At 61.4% G+C, this 21,174-nt stretch carries 17 protein-coding genes; 8 read left to right on the plus strand and 9 right to left on the minus strand.

The window, feature by feature from the left end; all coding sequences use genetic code 11:
- Positions 1-95: 95 nt before the first annotated feature.
- On the minus strand, positions 96-740 hold the full coding sequence (locus Q5H93_RS16635) for an SCO family protein (RefSeq protein WP_305007742.1): 645 nt from the start codon (positions 738-740) through the stop codon (positions 96-98).
- Between the two features lie 7 nt (positions 741-747).
- Positions 748-1,170, minus strand: a complete 423-nt coding sequence (locus Q5H93_RS16640) for a hypothetical protein (RefSeq protein WP_305007743.1) — start codon at positions 1,168-1,170, stop codon at positions 748-750.
- A gap of 395 nt (positions 1,171-1,565) precedes the next feature.
- Between Q5H93_RS16640 and Q5H93_RS16645 the strand changes: the two genes are divergently transcribed.
- Positions 1,566-2,555, plus strand: coding sequence for an aldo/keto reductase (locus Q5H93_RS16645; protein WP_305007744.1), 990 nt, complete (start codon positions 1,566-1,568; stop codon positions 2,553-2,555).
- 352 nt (positions 2,556-2,907) lie between these two features.
- On the opposite strand, the gene Q5H93_RS16650 is transcribed toward Q5H93_RS16645, so the two are convergent.
- Positions 2,908-4,365 carry a diadenylate cyclase gene (locus Q5H93_RS16650; protein WP_305007745.1) on the minus strand — a complete coding sequence of 486 codons (1,458 nt, stop codon included), beginning with the start codon at positions 4,363-4,365 and terminating at the stop codon, positions 2,908-2,910.
- 192 nt (positions 4,366-4,557) lie between these two features.
- On the opposite strand from Q5H93_RS16650, the gene Q5H93_RS16655 reads away from it, so the two are divergent.
- Positions 4,558-4,812 (plus strand): ATP synthase subunit B family protein, encoded by a 255-nt coding sequence (locus tag Q5H93_RS16655; RefSeq protein ID WP_305007746.1) that lies wholly within the window; start codon positions 4,558-4,560, stop codon positions 4,810-4,812.
- 197 nt (positions 4,813-5,009) lie between these two features.
- On the opposite strand, the gene Q5H93_RS16660 is transcribed toward Q5H93_RS16655, so the two are convergent.
- Together Q5H93_RS16660 and Q5H93_RS16665 are read right to left on the minus strand one after the other, a co-directional pair.
- Positions 5,010-6,251, minus strand: a complete 1,242-nt coding sequence (locus Q5H93_RS16660) for a BaiN/RdsA family NAD(P)/FAD-dependent oxidoreductase (protein ID WP_305007861.1) — start codon at positions 6,249-6,251, stop codon at positions 5,010-5,012.
- A gap of 195 nt (positions 6,252-6,446) precedes the next feature.
- Positions 6,447-8,234 carry a chloride channel protein gene (locus tag Q5H93_RS16665; RefSeq protein ID WP_305007747.1) on the minus strand — a complete coding sequence of 596 codons (1,788 nt, stop codon included), beginning with the start codon at positions 8,232-8,234 and terminating at the stop codon, positions 6,447-6,449.
- Between the two features lie 267 nt (positions 8,235-8,501).
- Here Q5H93_RS16665 and Q5H93_RS16670 point away from each other — a divergent pair, with 267 nt between their 5' ends.
- Complete coding sequence (locus Q5H93_RS16670) at positions 8,502-9,008, plus strand: cupin domain-containing protein (protein ID WP_305007748.1); 507 nt, start codon at positions 8,502-8,504, stop codon at positions 9,006-9,008.
- A gap of 167 nt (positions 9,009-9,175) precedes the next feature.
- Positions 9,176-10,870, plus strand: a complete 1,695-nt coding sequence (locus tag Q5H93_RS16675) for a phosphoglucose isomerase-related protein (protein WP_305007749.1) — start codon at positions 9,176-9,178, stop codon at positions 10,868-10,870.
- 146 nt (positions 10,871-11,016) lie between these two features.
- On the opposite strand, the gene Q5H93_RS16680 is transcribed toward Q5H93_RS16675, so the two are convergent.
- Positions 11,017-11,451 (minus strand): nucleoside deaminase, encoded by a 435-nt coding sequence (locus Q5H93_RS16680; protein ID WP_305007750.1) that lies wholly within the window; start codon positions 11,449-11,451, stop codon positions 11,017-11,019.
- A gap of 153 nt (positions 11,452-11,604) precedes the next feature.
- Positions 11,605-14,673 carry a PD-(D/E)XK nuclease family protein gene (locus Q5H93_RS16685; RefSeq protein WP_305007751.1) on the minus strand — a complete coding sequence of 1,023 codons (3,069 nt, stop codon included), beginning with the start codon at positions 14,671-14,673 and terminating at the stop codon, positions 11,605-11,607.
- 219 nt (positions 14,674-14,892) lie between these two features.
- Between Q5H93_RS16685 and Q5H93_RS16690 the strand changes: the two genes are divergently transcribed.
- Positions 14,893-15,816, plus strand: coding sequence for a DUF3078 domain-containing protein (locus tag Q5H93_RS16690; protein ID WP_305007752.1), 924 nt, complete (start codon positions 14,893-14,895; stop codon positions 15,814-15,816).
- Positions 15,817-15,978: 162 nt separating this feature from the next.
- Here the strand turns inward: Q5H93_RS16690 and Q5H93_RS16695 are convergent, their stop codons facing one another.
- Positions 15,979-17,022, minus strand: coding sequence for an NAD(P)-dependent alcohol dehydrogenase (locus Q5H93_RS16695; protein WP_305007862.1), 1,044 nt, complete (start codon positions 17,020-17,022; stop codon positions 15,979-15,981).
- A 372-nt stretch (positions 17,023-17,394) separates the two neighbouring features.
- Here Q5H93_RS16695 and Q5H93_RS16700 point away from each other — a divergent pair, with 372 nt between their 5' ends.
- The 3 genes from Q5H93_RS16700 to Q5H93_RS16710 all read left to right on the plus strand — a co-directional run bounded on the left by Q5H93_RS16700 (position 17,395) and on the right by Q5H93_RS16710 (position 20,074).
- On the plus strand, positions 17,395-18,096 hold the full coding sequence (locus tag Q5H93_RS16700) for a hypothetical protein (RefSeq protein WP_305007753.1): 702 nt from the start codon (positions 17,395-17,397) through the stop codon (positions 18,094-18,096).
- A 101-nt stretch (positions 18,097-18,197) separates the two neighbouring features.
- Positions 18,198-19,481, plus strand: coding sequence for an AAA family ATPase (locus tag Q5H93_RS16705; RefSeq protein ID WP_305007754.1), 1,284 nt, complete (start codon positions 18,198-18,200; stop codon positions 19,479-19,481).
- On the plus strand, positions 19,478-20,074 hold the full coding sequence (locus Q5H93_RS16710; protein WP_305007755.1) for a DUF4276 family protein: 597 nt from the start codon (positions 19,478-19,480) through the stop codon (positions 20,072-20,074). The genes Q5H93_RS16705 and Q5H93_RS16710 overlap by 4 nt, the downstream gene beginning before the upstream one ends.
- On the opposite strand, the gene Q5H93_RS16715 is transcribed toward Q5H93_RS16710, so the two are convergent.
- Positions 20,075-21,097, minus strand: a complete 1,023-nt coding sequence (locus tag Q5H93_RS16715) for a Gfo/Idh/MocA family protein (protein ID WP_305007756.1) — start codon at positions 21,095-21,097, stop codon at positions 20,075-20,077. It abuts the gene before it with no gap.
- Between the last annotated feature and the right edge of the window lie 77 nt (positions 21,098-21,174).

Here is a 21,174-nt window from a genome sequence, read left to right on the forward strand (position 1 = left end):
TGGGTTTTCGTACGCCACCTAACACCTAACACCTAACACCTAACACCTAACACCTAACACCTAACACCTAACACCTAACACCTAACACCTAACACCTACGGCTTCCGCTCCTTCATCTCGGCCAACAGAATTGGCAGCTCCTTGAGCAGGCGCTCGACTTCGGTTTTGTTCAGACTATCATACAGGCCGCGGATGTGGCCCTGGTCGTCGACCAGCGCGAAGGTGCCGTTGTGGGCGAAGCCGCCGGGGGCTTCCTGGTCGGGCATGGCGGCGGTGAAGTAGGCCTTGGCGAGGGCAAAGACGGTGTCTTTGCTGGTGGTGGCGAAGTGCCACTGTTGGGCATCGGCTACGCCGAGGCGGCGGGAATATTCGCGCAGCACGGCGAGCGAGTCGTGGTCGGGGTCGATGGTGTGGGAGAGGAAGGCCAGGCGGGGCTCCTGCTTATACTTTTGGTACACTTTGAGCAGCTCGCCCTGCATTTTGGGGCAGATGCCGGGGCAGGTGGCGAAGAAGAAATCGGTGATATAGGCCTGGCCGGCGAAGGATTTATTGGTGAGGATTTGGCCGTGCTGGTTGGTAAGGCGGAAGGCGGGGGCAGTGGCGAAGATGGTGTCGGCGGGGCCGCCGTCGGGGCGGGGCACTACCTCGCGCTCGCCGAGGATGGGCAGGCGCTGGGGCTTGTCGTCGGCGCAGGCGGTGAGCAGGCTGGCGGCCAGCAGGAGCAGGGGGAGCAGGCGCATGGCGGGGCTATTTGGCGGCTTGCTGGAGGAAGGTTTGGGCCGAGTCGAGGCTGGACTTTTGCTGCTGGGCCACTTTTGCCAGGATTTGCTGCTGCTGCTGGAAGTAGGCCAGGCGCTGGGCGTCGGCGGTGGTGCTGTCGGGGGCCTGGTAGGCGTGCATCCAGCTCATCATGGCGTTGTCGGCAGCCTGGAGGCCGCGCAGGTAGGGGGCGGCGGCCTTTGGGTCGGTGGCTTTGAGCTTTTCGCGCATGGCCATGAGGTTGTCCATCTGGGCCATGAGGGAGTCGTGTTGCACCATCACGGCTTCTTCGGCGGCAACGATGGGGGATTGTTGCTCCTGCTCGGCGGGCGGATTGCAGGCATTGAGGAGGCCCAGCGCCAGCAGGCCCACGATGGGCAGCAGGCCCAGGTTTTTCAGCGAAACGTTCATGCGGCAAAGGTACGGCGCGGGGCGGGGGAACGGGAAAAACGCGACCTGGGTGCGGAAGCCGTGGCGTGGGTGCGGAAACCTGTGGCGTGAGTGCGGAAACCTGTGGCGTGAGTGCGGAAATGCGTGACTTGGGTGCGGAAGCTCAGGACTTGGATGCGGAAGCTCGTGGCGTGAGTGCGGAAGTTCGTGACCTGAGTGCGAAAACCCAGGGCGTGACAGCGGAGCCCGGGGCGTGGGTGCGGAAACCCGGGGCGTGGGAGAAATGAGTGGGGGCGTGGGGGCGGAAAATCCGGAACCTGGGCCGGAAGAAATGCGGAAGGGAGTAATCAAATGAAGCGTGGTGGCGGTTGTTTGCGTAAGCACTACTGTTCCGTTTACCCTTCCACTTACTTAAAATGACCTCTCGCACCCTGGGCCGCTCCGGCCTACGCGTTTCCGCCCTCGGCCTCGGCTGCATGGGCATGTCTGATTTCTACGGCCCGACCGACGATGCCGAAAGCCTGCGCACCCTGCACCGGGCGCTGGAGCTGGGGGTGTATTTCTTCGATACGGCCGACATGTACGGCCCCTTCAAAAACGAGGAGCTGCTGGGCAAAGCTTTTAAAGGCCAGCGCGCCGACGTAATTCTGGCCACCAAGTTCGGCATCGTGCGCGACCCGAACGACCCCACCAAGCGCGGCATCAACGGGCGGCCCGAGTACGTGCGGGCCAGCTGCGAGGCCAGCCTCCGGCGCCTGGGCACTGACTACATCGACCTGTACTACCAGCACCGGGTGGACCCGAATACGCCCATCGAGGAGACGGTGGGGGCCATGAGCCGGCTGGTGGAGGAGGGCAAGGTGCGCTTCCTGGGCCTGAGCGAGGCGGCGCCGGCCACCTTGCGCCGGGCCGTGGCCACGCACCCCATCGCGGCGCTGCAAACCGAGTACAGCCTCTGGAGCCGCGAGCCGGAGGACGAAATCCTGCCCACCTGCCGCGAATTGGGGGTGGGTTTCGTGCCCTACTCGCCGCTGGGTCGGGGCTTCCTGACGGGGCAGATTCAGAAATTCGACGACCTGGCGCCCGACGACTATCGCCGCCACAGCCCCCGCTTCGAGGGCGAGAATTTCCAGAAAAACCTCGATTTGGTGGCCCGCATCAACAAAATGGCGGCGCAGAAAGAATGCACGCCCGGTCAGCTGGCCCTGGCCTGGGTGCTGGCGCAGGGCGACGACGTGGTGCCCATTCCGGGGACCAAGCGGGTGAAGTATCTGGAGGAAAACGTGGAGGCGCTATTTGTGCAGCTGTCGCTGGAAGAGTTGGCGGAGCTGGACGAGATTGCGCCGAAGGGCGCGGCGGCGGGCACGCGGTATACCGCGGCGGGGATGGGGTCGGTGAATGGGTAGGTAGAACGACAAGCTCCCCTCCTTGGAAAGGAGGGGATGTTCAGCCGCCGGCTGAACGGGGGTGGTTGGCCCGGTCGCGCCGGTTGGGCGCACCCTCACCCCCTGACCCCCTCTCCTGCGGAGAGGGGGCACCGGTCTTGCGCGGATAAAAAATTGAAAGCAGCGCGTTAAAAGGTGTTTATGCCTTTTAACGCGCTGCTTTTTTAGTTTAATCGTCGGGCTGTCGCCTCTTTTGGTGAGGGCCGCCCAGACGGCGCGAACGGCGCGGACGGGCGAACCACCCCCGTTCAGCCGGCGGCTGAACATCCCCTCCTTTCCAAGGAGGGGAGTTTCGTTCTTTCAGCCTCAACGGCTACCCATTCACCGACGGCAGCAGGTCAATCCAGCCATCTTCGCTTACCACTACGGCCAGCACGGGGTACTGGCTGCTATTGACGTAGCGCAGGGCGGAGTTGAAGCGCGAGCCGCGGGAGGAGTCGCCTTTTTCGGTGGCCAGGCCGTCGAGGATAGAGCCGATGGCGTAGCACATGCCATTGGGCTCGATGAGCACGGCGCCGTCGATGTTGGTGACGAGGCGCAGGACCGAAGGCGTCATGATGCGGGGCACCACGCGGAAGCTCTGGCGGCTGAGGCGCTGGGCCTCGTGGGCGGCGCCGGCCGAAATGACGAGGATGGTGCCGGTGGGCTGACTGGTGGCCGATTTGGCCAGGTCCCAGAGGTAGTCGATGCTGTCGTGGTTGAGGGTGGGGAAGACGAGGGCAGCCACGCGGGCGAAGTTTTCGGCGGCCACCTTGCCCTGGGGCAGGCGCGGGGTGTTGCTCACCACGCGCATGAGCACGTGGCCGGCGTGGCTGACTTCCCAGCTGTAGTGGTTGGTGAAATGCACCGTCACGAGGGGCTCGTACTGGCTGTCATTCTCCGACACGGGCTGGCCCAGGCCGAAGATGTGCGAGGCATCGGAAATCAGGGCCGTGTGGCCTTCGCTTAATTCCAGGAGCTTGCGCACAGAGCGGTGGTCGCGCAGCGTGACGGGCGTTTCGAGCGTGAGCACGGGCACCACGGCCGGGTGCAGGCGCCGGCTCACGAGCAGCGTGCCGATGCCCTCGTCGCCCTCGTGGCGCAGGGCGGCCACGCCATTGCAGGCATCGTAGAGGCCGTGGGTGCTGCCCGGCGACACGCCCAGCATCAGCCGGCGGCCGGCCGAGCGCAGCAGCTCGTTGTAGTCGCGGTCGAGCATCGGCTGGTCGTTGTCGGCCGTGTCGGCTTCGCGCAGGGCGCGGGTGCAGTCGTGTAAGAACTCCAGCACGGCCGCGTGGGGCAGGTTGCCGGGGCGGGTGTGGCTTTGCTTGGGCAGCACGTAGTAGCCGTCGTAGCAGTCGCCGGCCAGCTGCAATACTACGGTCACGAGGTAGCCCTGCAGGCTGACGGGGGTGGAGCAGAACGAGCAGCGGTTTTCCTGGCGTTCCTCGTTGAGGGCGCAGAGGGTTTCGGAGGTGGCGCGGCACATGAGCTCGTACCAGTGCTGCTTTTCGAAGCGGTCGTGGTCGCCGGGGTGCAGGTGGTACACGTTATCGCGCGGGCCGGCGTTGGCCTCGGCGCTGGCGGCGCGGGCTTTCACCTGGGCAAAATCGTCGGGCTGGTAGCGCACCGTGGGCGGCTCGAGCTCCACGGCGCCGGGCTCGTCGCCCTCCTTGGCGGCCGCAAAGCCCAGCAGAAACACCTCGGGCCGCAGGTTGCGGTCGAGCAAATTAAAAACGCCATCAGCGAATAGCTGGGCTGAAACTCTAAAGAGGCTTTGGTGTTCCCACATCGGACAGAAAAGCGGCCGGCACCCCGGCGTAGGGCTCAGCAATACGCATCCCTACGCAGAAAAACCGGCAATAGTGGCGTTTTGTCTTAAAACTGCCTTAAAATAGCGCGTTCGCCATGGCAATCCGGCGCCGCTTTGCGTATCTTCGGACAGCCAAGCCCGCCCCTGATGTTGCCCTAAACCTTACCGACTATGCCCTTACTTGACATGCTGTTGGTGCTGGTCGTGGCACTGTCGTTTATCCCCCTGCTCACGGGCTATTGCGCCGCCACGCGCGACCGTTCCTTTTGGCTGTGGTTTGCGCTGGGCTGCGTGCTGCCCATCGTCTCGTTTTTCCTGCTCACGGCCCTCATCGCCCGTGATGAGCTGGACCCCGGGCGCCGGCTGCTGAATGAGGCACGGCAGATTTTGCGCGATGCGGCGGAGGCGAACAAGGCTGAGGGCTGAAAGAACAAAGCTCCCCTCCTTGGAAAGGAGGGGATGTTTCAGCGTAGCTGAAACGGGGGTGGTTCGCCCGGTCGCGCCGTTAGCGCCGTCTGGGGTTTTACCGCAATGAAAAATAGTTACTGCCTTGTTCTGACGGCGCGGCCGGTTCAACCACCCCCGTTGGCTTCGCCGAACTTCGTTTCGGCGCTCTTCGCGCCTCACATCCCCTCCTTTCCAAGGAGGGGAGCTTGTCGTTCTGCCAGCCACTGCCGCACCGCGTTGGCCACCCATGTCCCCGTGCTGAAACAGCCTTGCAGCAAATAGCCACCCGTGGGTGCCTCCCAGTCCAGCATCTCGCCGGCCAGGAAGGTGCCGGGGCGGCGGTGCAGCATCAGGCCCTCCGTTAGCTCTGCAAAAGCCACGCCGCCGGCGGTAGAAATGGCTTCATCGAGCGGGCGCAGGGCGGCCACGGGCAGGGGCAAGGCTTGCAGCAGAGCGGCTAATTCTTCGGGTGGAAGGGTGGCTACCTCCGGGCGGATTTCGCGCAGAAGCGTGGGTACGGGCGCGTTCAGGCGCAGGGTTTTCTTGAGAAAATCGGCCAGCGAGGCCTTGCCGCGCGGCTGGCGCAGGCGGGCGAGCAACTCGGCCGGGGTGAGGTCGGGCTTGAGGTTGAGCCAGAGCGTGGCGGGCTGGCCGGTGGCCAGGGCGGCGCGGACGTGCGGCGTCAGGGCGTACACGGGCGTGCCTTCGAGGCCGTAGTCGGTGAGCATGAGCTCGCCGCGCAGGGTGGTGCCGGCGTCAGTGCGCAGAGCGATGTTTTTGAGGGGGGCGCGGCCGACTTTCTCCTGGAAAAAGGCTGACCAGCACACTTCGGCGCCGCAGTTGGCGGGGGCGAAAGGTATCACGGCCACGCCTGCTTCGCGAAGAATCGGGGCCCAGGCGCCGTCGGAGCCGGTTTTAGCCCAGCTGGCGCCGCCCAGGGCCAGCACCGTGGCGGCGGGCTCCAGGGTGAATTCCTGGCCGCTGGCTTCGCCGCGCAGGCGCAGGCCGTGGTCGCCCGCGAAGCCCAGCCAGCGGTGCCGTACGTTGATTTCGACGCCCAGCGCCCGCAGGCGGCCCAGCCAGGCGCGCAGTAGGTCGGCAGGCTTGTGCCGGGCTTCGGGGAAGATGCGGCCGCTGGTGCCCACGAAGGTGGCAATGCCCAACTCGGCGGCCCAGGCGCGCAGGTCGGTCGGGGAGAAGTGGGTTAATAGCGACTGAAAACGTGCCGCCTCGGCTCCGTAGCGGCTGGCGAAACGGCTGGTTTCTTCGGCATTGCTCAGGTTGAACCCGCCGTGCCCGGCCACCAGAAACTTGCGCCCGACGGTGGCCTGCGCCTCAAAGAGCTGCACGCGGTGGCCGGCTTCGGCCAGGCGTTGCGCCGCCATCAGGCCAGCCGGGCCGCCGCCGATTATAACCACAGTTTGCAATGAAGGAAAGAAAAAAGCCGCGAAGCGGCGGGACGTTGGTAGCAAAAGTAGTGGCAGAGCAATCAGAGCCGCAAAGCGGCGGCACGTGGCGCCAGGTAAACCAGGTAAATAAGTGCCGCCGCTTTGCGGCTCTGGTCAACTCAGCATTGGTATGATTACCAACATATCGCCGCTTCGCGGCTGTTTTTACGCCTCGCTTTCCTGAATCAGCTGATTCCGGTAGCGCACCAGGATGGCCGATTTCAGGATGAATCCCAGGTAGCGGCCGTCTTCCTCGCACACGGGTAAGGCCCAGGCATTGTGGCGGTCCAGCAGCTCCAGGGTGTGCTCCAGGTCGTCGTCGGGGCCTACCACGGCGGGGGGCTGAATCATGAGCTCGCGCACGCGGGTGGTGGTGTAGTGGGCGTCGTCGAAGAGGGCGTCGCGCACCACATCGAGCGTGATGACGCCAATCAGGCGGCCGCCGGCTTCCACTACCGGAAACAGGTTGCGCGAAGCGTGGCGGAAGGCATCTACCAGCTCGCCCAGCGTGGCGGTGGGGCGCACAGGGATGAAGTCGGTTTGCAGCAGCTGGCGCGGGTCGAGCTTGGACAGCAGGCCACGGTCGCGGTTGGCGTACACGTCTACGCCTTTCAGCGTTAGCTTGCGGGTGTACACCGAGTAGGGCTCGAAGTACTTGGTAATGAGATAGGAGCTGCTCGTAACCACCATCAGCGGCACAAACAGCGCGTAGCCACCCGTGATTTCGGCGATGAGGAAGATGGCCGTGAGCGGCGCGTGGATGACGCCCGCCAGCGTGCCCGCCATGCCCAGCACCACGAAGTGTACTTCGGGAATCTGAATCAAACCGCTCATGTTAATCAGACGGGCGAAAAAGAAACCTGCCAGCGCCCCCGAAAACAGCGAGGAGCCGAACATGCCCCCGTTGCCACCCGCGCCTACGGTGATGCTGGTAGCCACCACTTTCAGCAGCATACTGAAGAGCACCAGCACCAGCAGCATCCACGGGCTATTATCCTGGTAAACCGAGAATATACTGCCGTCCGTCAGCTTCTGGGCCTGGCCGGCCAGCAGCAGCTCCACGGTGGCGTAGCCCTCGCCGTAGAGCGTGGGAAAGAGAAAGATGAGTCCGCCCAGCGCCGCGCCACCTAGCAACACCTTGCGCCAGTCGAGCCCCGGCCAGCGCTCAAACAGCCGCTCGAACCAGTGGTAGGAGCGAATCATGTACACCGAAAAGAAGGCCGTGAATAGCCCCAGCAGCACGTAAAACGGCACCGCATCGACCGGCCAGCTGGTGGTGATGAGTACGAAGGGCTGCCCGGCGTAGAGCGCCTTCGAAACCACGGTGGCCGTGGCTGAGGAAATGAGCAACGGAATGAAATACTGCGCCGGCAGCTCCAACAGGATGGTTTCGACCGCAAACAGCACGCCCGCAATGGGCGAGTTGAAGATGGCGGCCACGCCCGCCGCCGCCCCGCAGCCTGTGAGCAGGCGCCGCCGCCGCCTATCCAGCCGCAGCACCCGAGCCGCATTGGAGCCCAGCGCCGCGCCTGTCACGGTAATTGGGGCCTCAGTACCGGCCGAGCCGCCAAAGGTGACCGTGAGAAAGGCCGTGATGAGCTGCGAATACAGCTTGGAGCGCGGCACGATGCTGCCTTCGCGGGCCGTGTTGTAGATGATGGGGCCGATACCCCGGCCCAGCTGTCCGCCCAGCAGGTATTTGGTTACCAATACGGTGAGCGTAATGCCCACCACGGGAAACAGCGACAGTGCGAATACCCGCTTAGGCTCGTCGATGCCACTTTGCAGCAGAGTGGCCCCGGCCTGGATACTGGTTTTTAGCAACACGGCCGCCAAGCCCGCGCCGGCTCCCACAAAAATGCTCAGTATGAGCATGTACATCCGTTCACTTACATGGCGGCTCCGCCAGCGCAGCAGCGGACGCAACAAGCGGTGAACGGCGTTTTGGGACATGGCAACGGAAAGGGTGGTTTTTAACCAACGCAAAAGCGCGGCTTGCAGATGCCTGTTTTATCAGAGTGCAATCGGGCGCCGGCCGTTGCAACGACTCCCCAATTAATTGAGCGCAGCAATAGTAAACCGGTGGTTTTGTGCGAGGCAAGTTAAGGGGAATGAGCAGCTCACTCAAAAATAACCCGGCCGGTTTTCGGGTGAAAAAAATCGGGTTCCTATCTTTCGGCCCGGTTAGCCGATTGGCAGCCGTGTTGTTCTGCATTCTTCATGACCGATTCAGCCGACCCCAAAACTGCGCTTTTCGCCGAAATATCCGCCCGCCTGCGCGGCCAGGGCTTCACCATTGCCCGTCAGGACCAAAGCCGTCCCTGGGGTGGCTTCTTTGTGCTCGATGAAGCACAGGCCCAGCAATTTGCTGATGCCTATTTCGATGGTCTGTCGGTTGACAGACTGCGTATTTCGGGGCAGCTCAGCCCCAAAGTGCTGCTGGTGGCGCCCCACCAGCGCCTGAGCTGGCAGTACCATCACCGCCGCGCCGAAATCTGGCAGGTGGTGCAGGGCCCGGTGGGCGTGGCCACCAGCCCCACCGATGCCGAGGGCGAAGTGAAATCCTACGCCCCCGGCGAGCGCATCGTGCTGCAACAGGGTGAGCGCCACCGCCTCGTGGGCCTCGATGGCTGGGGCGTGGTGGCTGAAATCTGGCAACATACCGACGCCGAGCGGCCTTCCGATGAGGATGATATTGTGCGCGTGCAGGACGATTTTGGCCGCTAGCGGTTGTTAACCGAACGACACTAAAAAGAACATGTCATGCTGAGCGCAGCGAAGCATCCTCTCAGGCTTGAACGAAGCAGTAATTCAATCGTTTAAACCTGAGAGGATGCTTCGCTGCGCTCAGCATGACAGATATAAAAATTTACTCTAACCCGACTCAACAAAAAATGAGCGAAACCGCCCCCATGACGCTGGCCCTGGGCTCTTACCAAGCCGCTGTCGATACTAAAATCCAGGAGCTTACCGCTGCCGACTTCAACTCCCGCTTCTGGCAAAAAGATGCCACCTTGTGGACCTCCGACGCTGAGGCGCAGGAGAGCATCCGTAGCTTCATGGGCTGGCTGCGCGTGGCCGAAGACCTGAAAAAAGCCGTTCCCGAAATCGAGGCTTTCGTGGAGGAAGTGCGGGCTGCCGGCTTCAAGCACGTGGTGGTAATGGGCATGGGCGGCAGCTCGATGGCGCCCATCGTATTCGAAAAAACCAGCGCCCGTAGCGACAAAGGCCTGCCGGTGTCGATTCTGGATACTACCAGCCCGGGCACGGTGCGCGAGATTGAAAATTCGGTGCCGCTAGCTGAGACGCTGTTTGTGGTGGCCAGCAAGTCGGGCACCACGGCCGAGCCGCTGGCGTTTGGCGACTATTTCTACGCCAAGCTCAAGGAAATCAAGGGCGACAAGGCGGGCGAGAACTTCGTGGCCATCACCGACCCGGGTTCTAAGTTCATCACGGCTGCCACGGCCGAGGGTTACCGCAAAATCTTCCTGAACTTCACCGAAGTAGGCGGCCGCTTCTCGGCCCTGACGTATTTCGGCCTGGTGCCGGCCGCCCTCTATGGGCTGAACATCGGCGAAATCCTGACCCGCGCCCTGCGCATGATGCAGGCCACCGGCGCCGATGGCGCCACCGAGCACAACCCCGGCCTGGAGCTGGGCACCGCCCTCGGCGTGCTGGCCCAGCAGGGTCGCGACAAGCTGACGCTTATCGTGCCGCCGGCCCTCGACAGCTTCGGCCTGTGGCTGGAGCAGCTCATCGCCGAAAGCACGGGCAAGCAGGGCACTGGCATTCTGCCCGTAGCGGGCGAGCCGCTGGCCGACGACCTCGGCGTGTATGGCAAAGACCGCGTGTTTGTGTACGTGGGCTACCAGCCGGCCATCGACGCGGCCAATGCACCGAAGCTGAAAGCTTTGCAGGAGGCCGGCCACCCGGTTATCACCATCCTGATGCAGGATGCGCTGGACCTCGGGGCCGAGTTCTACCGCTGGGAAATTGCCACGGCCGTGGTGGGCGTCGTGCTGGGCATCAACCCCTTCGACCAACCCAACGTGCAGGCTGCTAAAACCGCTACCGACAAGCTAATGAAAACTGTGGCCGAGGAAGGTAAGCTGCCCGCCGAAGAAGCCACGCTCAGCGAAAACAACCTGAGCTACTACGGTAGCACTAAAGGCACCGACGCGGCCGCGCTGTTGCAGCAGTTCTTCGGCCAAGCCCATCCCGGCGACTACGTGGCTATCCAGGCCTACCTGGCCGAAACGCCGGAACTGAACAAGGAATTTGACGAGCTACGGGCGAAAATTCAGGCGAAGCTGCACGTAGCTACTACGTTCGGCTATGGTCCGCGCTTCCTGCACTCTACTGGGCAGTACCACAAGGGCGGGCCGAACACCGGCTTGTTCCTGCAGTTCACCGGCGACAATGCCGTGGATGTGCCGCTGCCCGGTCGCTCCTACACCTTCGGCACGCTGCAAAGCGCCCAGGCCCAGGGCGACCTGACGGCTTTGCGCGACTATGACCGGCGGGCCCTGCATATTCACCTCGGCGGCGATGCGGCCGAGGGGCTGAAAACGGTGCTGGCGGCGTTGTAGTTGAGTTAAAAGTTAAAAGTTAAAAGTGAGGAGTTAAAAGACTAGTCTTTTAACTCCTCACTTTTAACTTTTAACTTTTAACTCAATAAAAAGGGGCGTCGACTGAATTTCAGTCGACGCCCCTTTTTATTGTTTAAGCGAACTGCTTACAGCTCCATAATATCCTCGTTCCAGAGGGTGGGCTCGGCTTCGATGAACTCGTTCATCATGTCGACGCACTCCTGCAGGTCGAGGTCGATGACTTCGACGCCGTGGCTTTCCATGAATTCGCGGGCGCCGTCGAAAGTGCGGCTTTCGCCGACGATGACCTTGGGGATTTTGAACTGCACGATGGTGCCGGCGCACATGAAGCAGGGCATCAGGGTGCTGTAGATGACGGTGTCGCGGTAGCTGCGCTGGCGGCCAGCGTTGGTGAGGCAGTCCATCTCGCCGTGCTTAATGGCGGAGTCTTCCTGCACGCGCTTGTTATGGCCGCGGGCCACGAGCTGGCCATCGCGCACGAGTACCGAGCCGATGGGAATGCCGCCCTGCGAGCGGCCCAGGCGGGCTTCGTCGATGGCGGCTTGCATGAATTGGTCCATGAGGTTTTCTAGGGGTGTTAGTGGATGGGAAAGTAATGAGGAACTGTCATACTGACGAAGGAAGCATCCTCTCGCGCCAGAAGGGTCTGCTGCCTCGTTGATGCGCGAGAGGATGCTTCCTTCGTCAGCATGACAAACGCGAGGGCAGCAGGCTTACCGGGCACAAATCCCTTTGTAAGGGCAATGCTCGCACTTGGTGAAGTCGTCGGTTTTGCGGATGGGCTCGGCGGGGTCGAGGATTCGCAGCACAATCTTACGGACTAAATCTTCGGAAACGAGGCGGAAGTCTTCGCCCTCGGCGGTGAGGAAGCTGAGGTCGGCGGAGAGGAGGCCTTCGTCGAGGTTGCGGAGGGAGAGGATGGCGGTGTCGGCGGTTTCACGGTCTTCGGTGTGGGCCAGCATGAGGCGGTAGAGCCAGAGCTGGCGCACTTTATCGGCGCTGCTGCTGGCTTCGTGCAGCAGGCGGTCGACGGCTTCGGCTGGGCTGAGCCGGTCGCGGTAGCCGCGCAGCTGGAGGTCGTTTTTCTTGACGAGGCCGGACTTGTAGTCGACCACGCGCAGGCGGCCGTCGGGGAGCTGGTCGACGCGGTCGGCGAGACCGAAGAGGCGCACGGCGAGCTGCTGGCGCTGGCCGGGCACGTCGACGAAGACGGTGGCGGACAGCGCTTTTTCGAGGCCGAAGAGGCGGATGGGGAGCAGGCCGGGCTGGTGGAGCTGGCTTTCGAGCAGGCGCACGACGAGGCGGGTGGCTACCTGGCCGTAGACGTGGTTGAGGCCTTCGTCGGCGCGGGCCTGCTTTTCGGATTCTTCCTGGCGCAGGGCGGCCTGCACTTCGGTATCGGCCCGCTTGATGAGCAGGGGGATATCGGCGGCGGTGATGGGCTGGGCATCCTGCTCGTAGGGCTTGAAAAGCATTTCGAGCGCCTCGTGAATCATAGTTCCGAAGGAGCTGGCTTCGAGGGTTTCCTCGACGGCTTCGTTTTCGTGGAAGCGGGCTACTTTGGAGAAGTAGAAGCGCAGGGAGCAGGCCAGGAAGTCGTTGAGGCGGGAGGGGGAGATGTTGCGTTCGAGCACGCCGCGCAGGGCGGCGAGCATTTCGGGGTCTTTTTCCAAAACCAGGTCGCCGGGGCTGGTCGGATTTGGGTGTTGGGTGTTGGGTATTCGGTGTTGGGTGTTGGGTTCTTGTTCCCTAATACCTGACACCGAACACCGAACACCCAACACCTCTGCCGAAGCGGCCTCTACGGTCAAATCCTCAAGAATTAATTGCGGGTTCTGCGGCTTCAGGTCATTCTCCAACTGCAGCAAAAACCGGCTTCTTTCTCCGCTCTTGATTCCTTCGGCGCCGGGGAGGACGTGGACCAAATCGACCCGGCGGGCGCGCTGGAGCAGGCGCCAGAAGTTGTAGGCGGTGATGGCCTCGGCGTCGGCGTAGGTGGGGAGGCGGAACTCGGCGAGGAGGTCGAAGGGGAAGAGCGACTGCTGCTTTTTGGGGGCGGGCAGGATGCCTTCGTTGCAGCTCAGGATGATGAGGTGGTCGAAGTCGAGGGCGCGGGTTTCGAGTAGGCCCATTATCTGGACGTCGGCCAGGGGCTCGCCCGAAAATGGCAGGCGGGTGCGGGCCATCTGGTCGTAGAGGAAGCGGCGGAAGGAGCGTACCGAAAGCCGCTGCTCGTGGCACTCGAAGGCCGAGTCGAGCTGCCTGACGAGGGTGTAGAACAGGAACAGGTACTCGGCTTCGATGCCGGTTTGCTTGTCCGAATACACTTGCTTGAGCAAGTCAATTAGCGTGTAGCAGGCGCGGATGATGTCGTCGCAGTCGTCCCAGGTTTTGAAGAGGGCCTCGATGAGGGGGTGGTGCTTGCCCAGCTTGAGCAGCTCGGTGGCGGGCAGCAGCACGAGGTTGAGGCGCACGATTTCGCGGCAGATGTGGTCGAGGACGTGGTGGTACTTGTCGTTGGGGTCTTTGTTAAGAAACTGCTGGTAGCGGCGCAGGAAGGGGTGGCTGAGCAGCTTGGTGACGGCCAGGTGGTGGTAGCGGGGCACGCCATAGCCGGTTTCCTCGCTGCCCTCACGGATGCCGGTGAGGTGGACTTCGAACAGTAAATCAACCAGATTGAACAGCGGGGTGCTCTGGAAGCTCAGGCCCATGGTGACGTTGAAGTCGGGCACGGCGTCGGGGGGCAGGCCGTGGAGGACGGGCTGGAGCAGGGTTTCGTCGGGCAGGACGACGGCGATGCTGGCCTCGGGGTACTGCTGGCGGGCTTCGGCGAGGAGCTGGCCGGCCAGCTTGCCCTGCATGCTGGGGTTGGCCACGCCGAGGTAGCGGACGTGGTGCGGGGTGCCGCGCAGCCACTCCACGCCGCCGCCGACGGCCTCGCGGGGGAGGTCCCACTTGCTGAAGTAGCGGCGCAGGTGCTGGCCGGCGCGGTTGGGCGAGTCGGCGTCGAGGTAGAAGGGGTCGGCGTCGAAGCGGACTTCGGCGCGGCCGGCGGTGCGGAGTAGGTTGATTAGCTTTTCTTCGGACTTGGAGAGGTTGCCGAGGCCGACGAAGATGTGGCGGGCGGGCGGCGGGGCGGTGGTGTCTTCGAGCTGCTTGCGGATTTTCTTAACGGCGGTGCGGTAGGCCAGGCCGGGGTAGGCGAGGTGCTGGGCCAGCATGCGGCGCTTGAGCTTATGGTAGACCTTTTCGAGCTGGTCCCAGAAGCTGAACGAGCGGCGGGCCACGCCGTTTTCGGGAAGCTGGTCGAGCTGCCAGCGTTCGAGGGCTTTGGCCTGGGAGAGGTAGTCGAAGACTTTCTTGGTATCGGCCAGGTTCTGGTCGAGCATCGAGAAGTCGTTGAGCAGAAGGCCGGCCCAGCCCACGAAGGCGTCGAAGTGGAGGTCGGTGTCGTACTTCTTGAGGATGCTGAAAAGCAGCAGCTGCAGGGCAATGGGCTCTTCAATCTGGACGCCGGAGAGCTCCACCATGTAGTCTTCCATGGCGGCCACGCGCGGGGCCCAGAAGGGCTCGCCGGGGGGCAGGGCCAGGGCCAGCTCGTTCTTGAGGTAGACGACGGCGCGGCGGGTGGGGACGACGATGATTAGTTCCGATAATTCATCGAGCGGGCCGTGGCCGTACTGCTCGATGAGGTGGCGGGCGGTGGCGGCAAGGAAGGAAACGGGGGCGGGGGGAGCAGCGGCCGCGGGGGCAGCCGCGGCGGCTAGGGGGGTAGGAGGCATAGTGCTAAGAATACTGGCAAGATAACACCAGGTCCCTTGCTGGCGCGCGTTTCCAACGCGTGCCGGTTGGCTTCGAGTCTCTGACTCGTTCGGTTGCGCCGTCTGGGCCGTTCGTTCTGGCGGCGAGTCAGAGACTCGGGCCCAGTAGGCACGCGTCGGAGACGCGCGCCAGCGGCGGCGGGTGCTTTCTTTGCAGCTTCAACTTTACGACTTGCTGCTATGAGAATCTGCTACGCGACCTTTCTGCTTTTCCTGCTAAGCCTGACGGCTTCGGGGCAACTGGTGACACCGGACTCGACCAAACCGGTGGCGCCGGCCTGGCGCAAGTGGGGCAAGGCGGGGCTGGGCATCAACGAGTCATTGATAAGCGACAACTGGCGCGGGGGCGGCGTGAATAGCATTGGCTTCAACGCCTTATTCAACGTGAAGGCCAACCGGCGGGTAGGACCGCACTCGTTCGATAATCAGGCCGATTTTCTGTTTGCGTTTTCGCAGACGCAGGGGCTGGGCTACCGCAAGACGCAGGACCGGCTGTACCTCGATACCAAGTATGGGCGGGCGCTGAGCAAGAAGTGGGACATGTTTTTGTCGTTGAACCTGCTGACGCAGTTTGCCCGGGGGTATGATTACGACAAGGACTCGGCGGGGGTGGAGCAGGCGCGGCTGGTGTCGGATGTGTTTGCGCCGGCGTTTATCACGGCGGCATATGGATTTGAGTACCATACGCCGTATTCGTTTAAGCTGCGGCTGGCGCCGTTTGCGCCGCGGCTGACGGTGGTAAACCGGGCCGACCGGTTTGTGCAGGCGCTGGGCGATACGCCGTATGGCGTAAACCCGGGGCACAGCACGCGCTTCGAGATGCTGGCGGCGCAGGTGCTGGCGGAGGTGGACAAGAACATCAGCCCGAGCGTGAACGTGAAGGCGCGCTACGTGCTGTTTGCCAACTATGAGAACCTAACTTTTCGGGAGCTTGACCACCGGCTGGATGTGAGCTTGACGGCGAAGGTGGGCAAGTACGTGAACGTGGCGCTGAACGGCATTGCGCTGTATGACTACGACCAGGACCAGGAGGTGCAGTATTCGCAGGGACTGACGATTGGCATTGCCTATGCGTTTCAGAATTTTCAGGAGGAGAAGAAGTAGGGTAGAACGACAAAATCAGCACGTCATCCTGAGCTGACCGCAGGGAAGCGAAAGGACCTCGCCCGGGCCTCGTGCAGCAGTAATTAATTACTACCACAACAAAGCGGGCGAGGTCCTTTCGCCTTCGGCTCAGGATGACGTGCTGATTTTGTCGTTCTGGCCTTACTTCAGCGTGGCGATGTCGATGACGAAGCGGTAGCGCACGTCGCCTTTCACCATGCGCTCGTAGGCGGCGGTGACGTCTTTGATGTCGATAAGCTCGATGTCGGACGTGATGTTGTGCTCGGCGCAGAAGTCGAGCATTTCCTGGGTTTCCTTGATGCCGCCGATGCTGGAGCCGGCCAGGGTTTTGCGGCCGCCGATGATGCTGAAGGGTTGGACTTTGAGGGGCTCGGTGGGGACGCCGACGAGGACGAGGGAGCCGTCGGTTTTGAGGAGCGACAGGTACATGTTCATGTCGTGCTCGGCCGAGACGGTGTCGAGGATGAAGTCGAAGCTGCCGCGCACGGCTTTGGTCTGGTCTTTATCGGAGGTGGCGACGAAGTGGTGGGCGCCGAGGGCTTTGGCGTCGGCTTCCTTGCTGGGGGAGGTGCTGAGGACGGTGACTTCGGCCCCGAAGGCGACGGCGAACTTGACGGCCATGTGGCCGAGGCCGCCGAGGCCGACGACGGCGACTTTGTGGCCGGGGCCGATGTTCCAGTGGCGCAGGGGGGAGTAGGTGGTGATGCCGGCGCAGAGCAGGGGGGCGACGGCGGCGAGGTTTAGTTTATCCGACACGTGGAGCACGAACTCTTCGCGCACGACGATGCTGGTGGAGTAGCCGCCGTAGGTGGGACGGCCCTGGCGGTCGAGGTTGTTGTAGGTTTGGGTGTTGCCGTCGAGGCAGTATTGTTCGAGGTCGGCCTCGCAGTTGGCGCACTCCTGGCAGGAATCGACGAGGCAGCCGACGCCGGCTAGCTCGCCGACTTTGAAGTTGCGGACATGGTCGCCGACCTGGGTGATGCGGCCGACGATTTCGTGGCCGGGCACCATGGGGAAGATGCCGGGGAACCACTCGTTGCGAATCTGGTGGAGGTCGGAGTGGCAGACGCCGCAGTAGTGGATGTCAATCTGGACGTCGTGGGGGCCGACGGGGCGGCGTTCGAGGGTCCAGGGGGCGAGGTCGGTGGTGGGGGATTGGGCGGCGTAGGCGTGGGCTTGGGACATACTATTAGCTGGTGTTTGGGGGAGTAAGCAGGGAGAGGGGGGAATTGTTAGGTTGAGCTTGGGGAAAGATTGGGACAGCGTGTCGGAAGCGTGGGACAATGTGTCGAAGGCATGGGACAGCGTGTCGGAATGCTTGGACAGCGTGTCGGAAAGGCGGCACAGCGTGTCGGTAGGCCGGGACAGCATGTCGAAGGGGTGGGACAGCGTGTCGGTAGGCCGGGACAGTGTGTCGAGGGGGCGGGACAGCGTGTCGAAGGGGCGGGACAACAGGTGAGTGGTTGAAGTTAATTCAGCTATTCTTGCTACATTGCCGGGGCTTGGGCATCTGTGGGCCTGAGTTGCTTCATTTCACCCTTTTACCTCATTCATTTTATGCGTTACCAATTCACCAAAGAGAACATGTGGACGGCGGGCGGCTTCGTGCGCGAGTCGTTTGCGGCCGACCTGCCGCGCTTTCAGGCGGTGGCCAAAAAGGAGTTTGACAACGAGTTTTTGACGACCTTCGATGCGGCGCGGGCGAAGATTAAGGGGGCGACGGGGGCAGCATTGCGGACGGGAGCGGGCTCGCAGGTGACGGCCCGGCTGTATGCATCGATGGATAAGGTGAAGCCGCTGCTGGATTTGCTGGAAATCCGGCTGGGGCTGGTGGATGCGAAGGCTCTAACAGTGAAAGTGAAGGATTTTGGGCTAAAGGGGCTGCGCGACCGGATTAACGCGCGCGACGCGGAGGGGGTGAGCAAGCGTCTGGGGACGCTGGCGACGGCCATCGCGGACAATCAGGACGTGCTGGAGGATAAGGGCTACGAGGCGCAGGAGCTGGTGGATTTGAAGAAGCTGACGGAGGAGATTGACGATGACAACCTGCTGCAGAACACGGGCGAGAACACCAGCATCGAAACCACCGAGGTGGAGGATGGCGACTACGAGGCGTTTGATGCCCTGCTGGCAAAGGTAATGCGGACGGGGCGGCTGTTGTTTAAGAAGCAGAAGACGAAGCGGCAGCAGTATGAGGCGCGGGCCGTGACGAAGCGCGTGGTGGCGGGGGAGAAGCCGAAGAATGACCCAGGGGCGTAGGGCTGCCGGGATATGGAAAGCGCCGGGGCTGGGAGGCTCCGGCGCTTTTTTTGTTTGGGGGGCGGCCTATCTTTGTTGTCTTACCTGTTTTCGCTTTTGTAATGGCTAAAAAGACCAAACCTGTCACTGAAGAAACTGCTGCGGCGCAGCCGTATTACTTGCAGCGGGCGCACATTAAGGATTTCCGGTCGATTCGGGATGCGAAGGTGGAGTTTAAGCCGGGGCTGAATATTATTATTGGGAAGAATGGGGCGGGGAAGACTAATCTTGTTAGAGTATTAAGAAATGCTGTTGCAAACCAAAATTCCAACTTGGGTAGTTGGAACGAATTTGTATTTAGTGGTCCTCATACGCTGGAGGTAAGACTCACTAGAGCACGTATTGACGCTAAAAAAGCTAGTTTCATCCATGAGATGAACAAGAATAGAATTGAAGCTTCACTAAAAATTGATGGCATAGATTACTTTACCGAAGAGTTGCTGGTAAATTTCTGGTTGGATACCAATAAGAAAAGGGTAAAGGAGGAGAAATCACAGATTTCTCCTCCTAACAAGATTCTAGTTATTAACCATGGTATTCCAAGTGAGTACCAGTTAATAGCTTCCGATGCGGAGTTGTCAATTGAAAATTACGCAATGGGAACTGCGGGCCATTATACAAGGCTGGGCAGAACTATTATTGATGGTATTCAGCATTCTGTATTTAATGCATATTTGGAACATGGTGTAGAAAGCACTGACTTAATTAGTGTGAATATTGTAGAGGATATTATTGGGAAAATTGCCGAATTTAATCTTGAGCGCATACGGTATGCTCTTAAACAATATTCGCCAATTAGTGATGTGAGGCTTAGCGATTCTATTAGAATCTACCATAATAAACAGCAGAATGAGATATTGGTAAAAGGCTTGGTTATGGAGTTTTGTGTTAATGGAGTTTGGCTACCATTTAGTGCTTTGTCGAGTGGTACGCAGCGCTTATTCTATATTATTTCGGAAGTTCTAGCTCCCATCCAGTATTATTTGGCTAAGAAGAGCCGCAAAGGATATGGGTTAAACGACTCAACTCAAACAATCCTTCTCGAAGAACCCGAACTAGGTATTCACCCCGACCAACTCTATTTACTACTCAGCTTCCTCCGTGAGCAATCCGAGAAGCACCAAATAATTATTACCACGCACTCACCACAGGTACTGGACATGCTGAATGCCGACGAGCTGGACCGCATTACCATCTGTGAGCTGGACGAGAAGAAGGGCACGCAGTTTCGGAAGCTGACCAAGAAGAAAATTGCTACGGCCCAGAAATTCATGAAAGATGTGGGCTATCTGAGCGACTTCTGGCTCTACAGTAGCCTGGAGGAAAAGAGTCAGTCGGCGTCATGAAGAAGCCGGGACGGGTGCTGACGGTGGGGCTGATTGGGGAGAACCCCAATGATACCGACGCGGTGGTAGAGCTGCTGAATCATCGATACGCGGGGCGTTTCACGGCTTTTCAGCTGGTGAAGCGCCAGACTGGTGACCGGCTGGGCAGCGCCAAAACGCAGCGGATGTTAGCCTCGAACTACGAACAAAAGAAGCCACGGCTGGTGGTGTACATCCGCGATTTGGATGCGCCGGATTCGGATGCAGCCAAGCACAGGGAGCGGCAGCAGGAGTTTGCGGATATTAAAAAGGTAGTGGGAAAGGAGGCTCTGTTCCTGCTACACATTCAGCAATTCGAGGCGCTACTATGGGCCGATATTGAGACGTTCAATCGGCATTATGGGGTATCGCTGACGGCGAAGGGCGACCCAACGACAATAAAAGAGCCGAAGCTGAAATTGATATCGGCTACCGATAAGCCGAAAGCCGGTAAACGGTATTCGCCCAATCACAGCGCCGAATTAGCGGCGAAGCTTGATTACGACGAATTACTGCGTAAATGCTCCTACTTCCGGGAATTCGATGCGGCCTTTGCGGCGAAGCTGCCGAAATAATTACCGCAGCGCATAAATCCGCTCAATCATCTCCACCACTTTCAGCCCCTCCAGCGCATTGGTGGTGGCGAAGCCCCGGCGCTGGATGGTATCGACCACGTTTTCGATAACCTGGACGTGGTTGGCGGCCGAGCCCTGGAAGGGGCCGTAGTCGTTGGCGGGGCTGGTGGGGGGCAGGGCGGGCATGTCGTAGCCCTGGAGGTGGCAGTACTCGACCTTGTCCATGTACTGGCCGGCGATGCGCAGGCTGCCGTGCTCGGCCACCACGGTGAGGGAGCTTTCGAGGTTGCGGTCCCACACGGCGGTGCTGTAGCTGAGCGTGCCGCTGCCGCCGCGCACGAGGTCGAAGGTGACGAGGCCGCTGTCTTCGAACTCGGTGAGGCCTTCGTGGGTGAAGTCGCGGAAGCGGGCGGTGAGGTTGGTGATGTCGCCGAACACCCAGTAGAGCAAATCGACGAAGTGGCTGAACTGGGTGAAGAGGGTGCCGCCGTCGAGGGCTTGGGTGCCTTTCCAGCCACCGGGCTTATAGTAGCGGTTGTCGCGGTTCCAGAAGCAGTTGAGCTGCACGAGGAAGATTTGGCCGAGGCGGCCTTCATCGTAGATTTGCTTGAGCCAGGCGGCGGGGGGCGAGTAGCGGTTTTGCATGACGCCGAAGACCAACCGGCCGGTTTGCAGGGCCGTGTGGACGATGGTTTCGGCGTCGGCCTTGCGCAGGGCAATAGGCTTTTCGATGACGACGTGCAGGCCGTGGCGCAGGCCGGCGAGGGCCTGGGGGGCGTGCAGGCCGTTGGGCGTGGCTACGGTGAGCACGTCGGCGGCGGGGCCGCTTTGGAGGTAGTCTTCGAGGGAAGGGAAGAAGGGCACGCCGGGAAACTCGGCGGCGAGGCCGGCCTGGAGCTCGGCGCGCACGTCGATGAGGGCGGCGAGTTGGGCCTCGGGGTGGCGAGCCACGAGTGCAGCGTGGCGGCGGCCGATGTGGCCGAGGCCGCAGATGGCGAAGCGGACGGAATTAGTGTTTTGCATTAGCTGCTTTGCGCAAGAAATATGCGGATTAGCCGCAAAGCGGCGGCACGTTGGTAGCTTGAATTAATGACTAGGTG

The organism is Hymenobacter aranciens (assembly GCF_030580865.1).
In the GTDB taxonomy this organism is placed as follows: domain Bacteria; phylum Bacteroidota; class Bacteroidia; order Cytophagales; family Hymenobacteraceae; genus Hymenobacter; species Hymenobacter aranciens.

What these genes read in the sequence shown, in the direction of transcription:
- Q5H93_RS16655 (WP_305007746.1), top strand. Translation starts at nt 4,558, where the DNA reads ATGCCCTTACTTGACATGCTGTTGGTGCTGGTCGTGGCACTGTCGTTT.
- Q5H93_RS16715 (WP_305007756.1), bottom strand. Translation starts at nt 21,097, where the DNA reads ATGCAAAACACTAATTCCGTCCGCTTCGCCATCTGCGGCCTCGGCCAC.
- Q5H93_RS16705 (WP_305007754.1), top strand. Translation starts at nt 18,198, where the DNA reads ATGGCTAAAAAGACCAAACCTGTCACTGAAGAAACTGCTGCGGCGCAG.
- Q5H93_RS16695 (WP_305007862.1), bottom strand. Translation starts at nt 17,022, where the DNA reads ATGTCCCAAGCCCACGCCTACGCCGCCCAATCCCCCACCACCGACCTC.
- Q5H93_RS16665 (WP_305007747.1), bottom strand. Translation starts at nt 8,234, where the DNA reads ATGTCCCAAAACGCCGTTCACCGCTTGTTGCGTCCGCTGCTGCGCTGG.
- Q5H93_RS16635 (WP_305007742.1), bottom strand. Translation starts at nt 740, where the DNA reads ATGCGCCTGCTCCCCCTGCTCCTGCTGGCCGCCAGCCTGCTCACCGCC.
- Q5H93_RS16690 (WP_305007752.1), top strand. Translation starts at nt 14,893, where the DNA reads ATGAGAATCTGCTACGCGACCTTTCTGCTTTTCCTGCTAAGCCTGACG.
- Q5H93_RS16685 (WP_305007751.1), bottom strand. Translation starts at nt 14,673, where the DNA reads ATGCCTCCTACCCCCCTAGCCGCCGCGGCTGCCCCCGCGGCCGCTGCT.
- Q5H93_RS16675 (WP_305007749.1), top strand. Translation starts at nt 9,176, where the DNA reads ATGAGCGAAACCGCCCCCATGACGCTGGCCCTGGGCTCTTACCAAGCC.
- Q5H93_RS16670 (WP_305007748.1), top strand. Translation starts at nt 8,502, where the DNA reads ATGACCGATTCAGCCGACCCCAAAACTGCGCTTTTCGCCGAAATATCC.
- Q5H93_RS16645 (WP_305007744.1), top strand. Translation starts at nt 1,566, where the DNA reads ATGACCTCTCGCACCCTGGGCCGCTCCGGCCTACGCGTTTCCGCCCTC.
- Q5H93_RS16710 (WP_305007755.1), top strand. Translation starts at nt 19,478, where the DNA reads ATGAAGAAGCCGGGACGGGTGCTGACGGTGGGGCTGATTGGGGAGAAC.
- Q5H93_RS16680 (WP_305007750.1), bottom strand. Translation starts at nt 11,451, where the DNA reads ATGGACCAATTCATGCAAGCCGCCATCGACGAAGCCCGCCTGGGCCGC.
- Q5H93_RS16700 (WP_305007753.1), top strand. Translation starts at nt 17,395, where the DNA reads ATGCGTTACCAATTCACCAAAGAGAACATGTGGACGGCGGGCGGCTTC.
- Q5H93_RS16640 (WP_305007743.1), bottom strand. Translation starts at nt 1,170, where the DNA reads ATGAACGTTTCGCTGAAAAACCTGGGCCTGCTGCCCATCGTGGGCCTG.
- Q5H93_RS16650 (WP_305007745.1), bottom strand. Translation starts at nt 4,365, where the DNA reads ATGTGGGAACACCAAAGCCTCTTTAGAGTTTCAGCCCAGCTATTCGCT.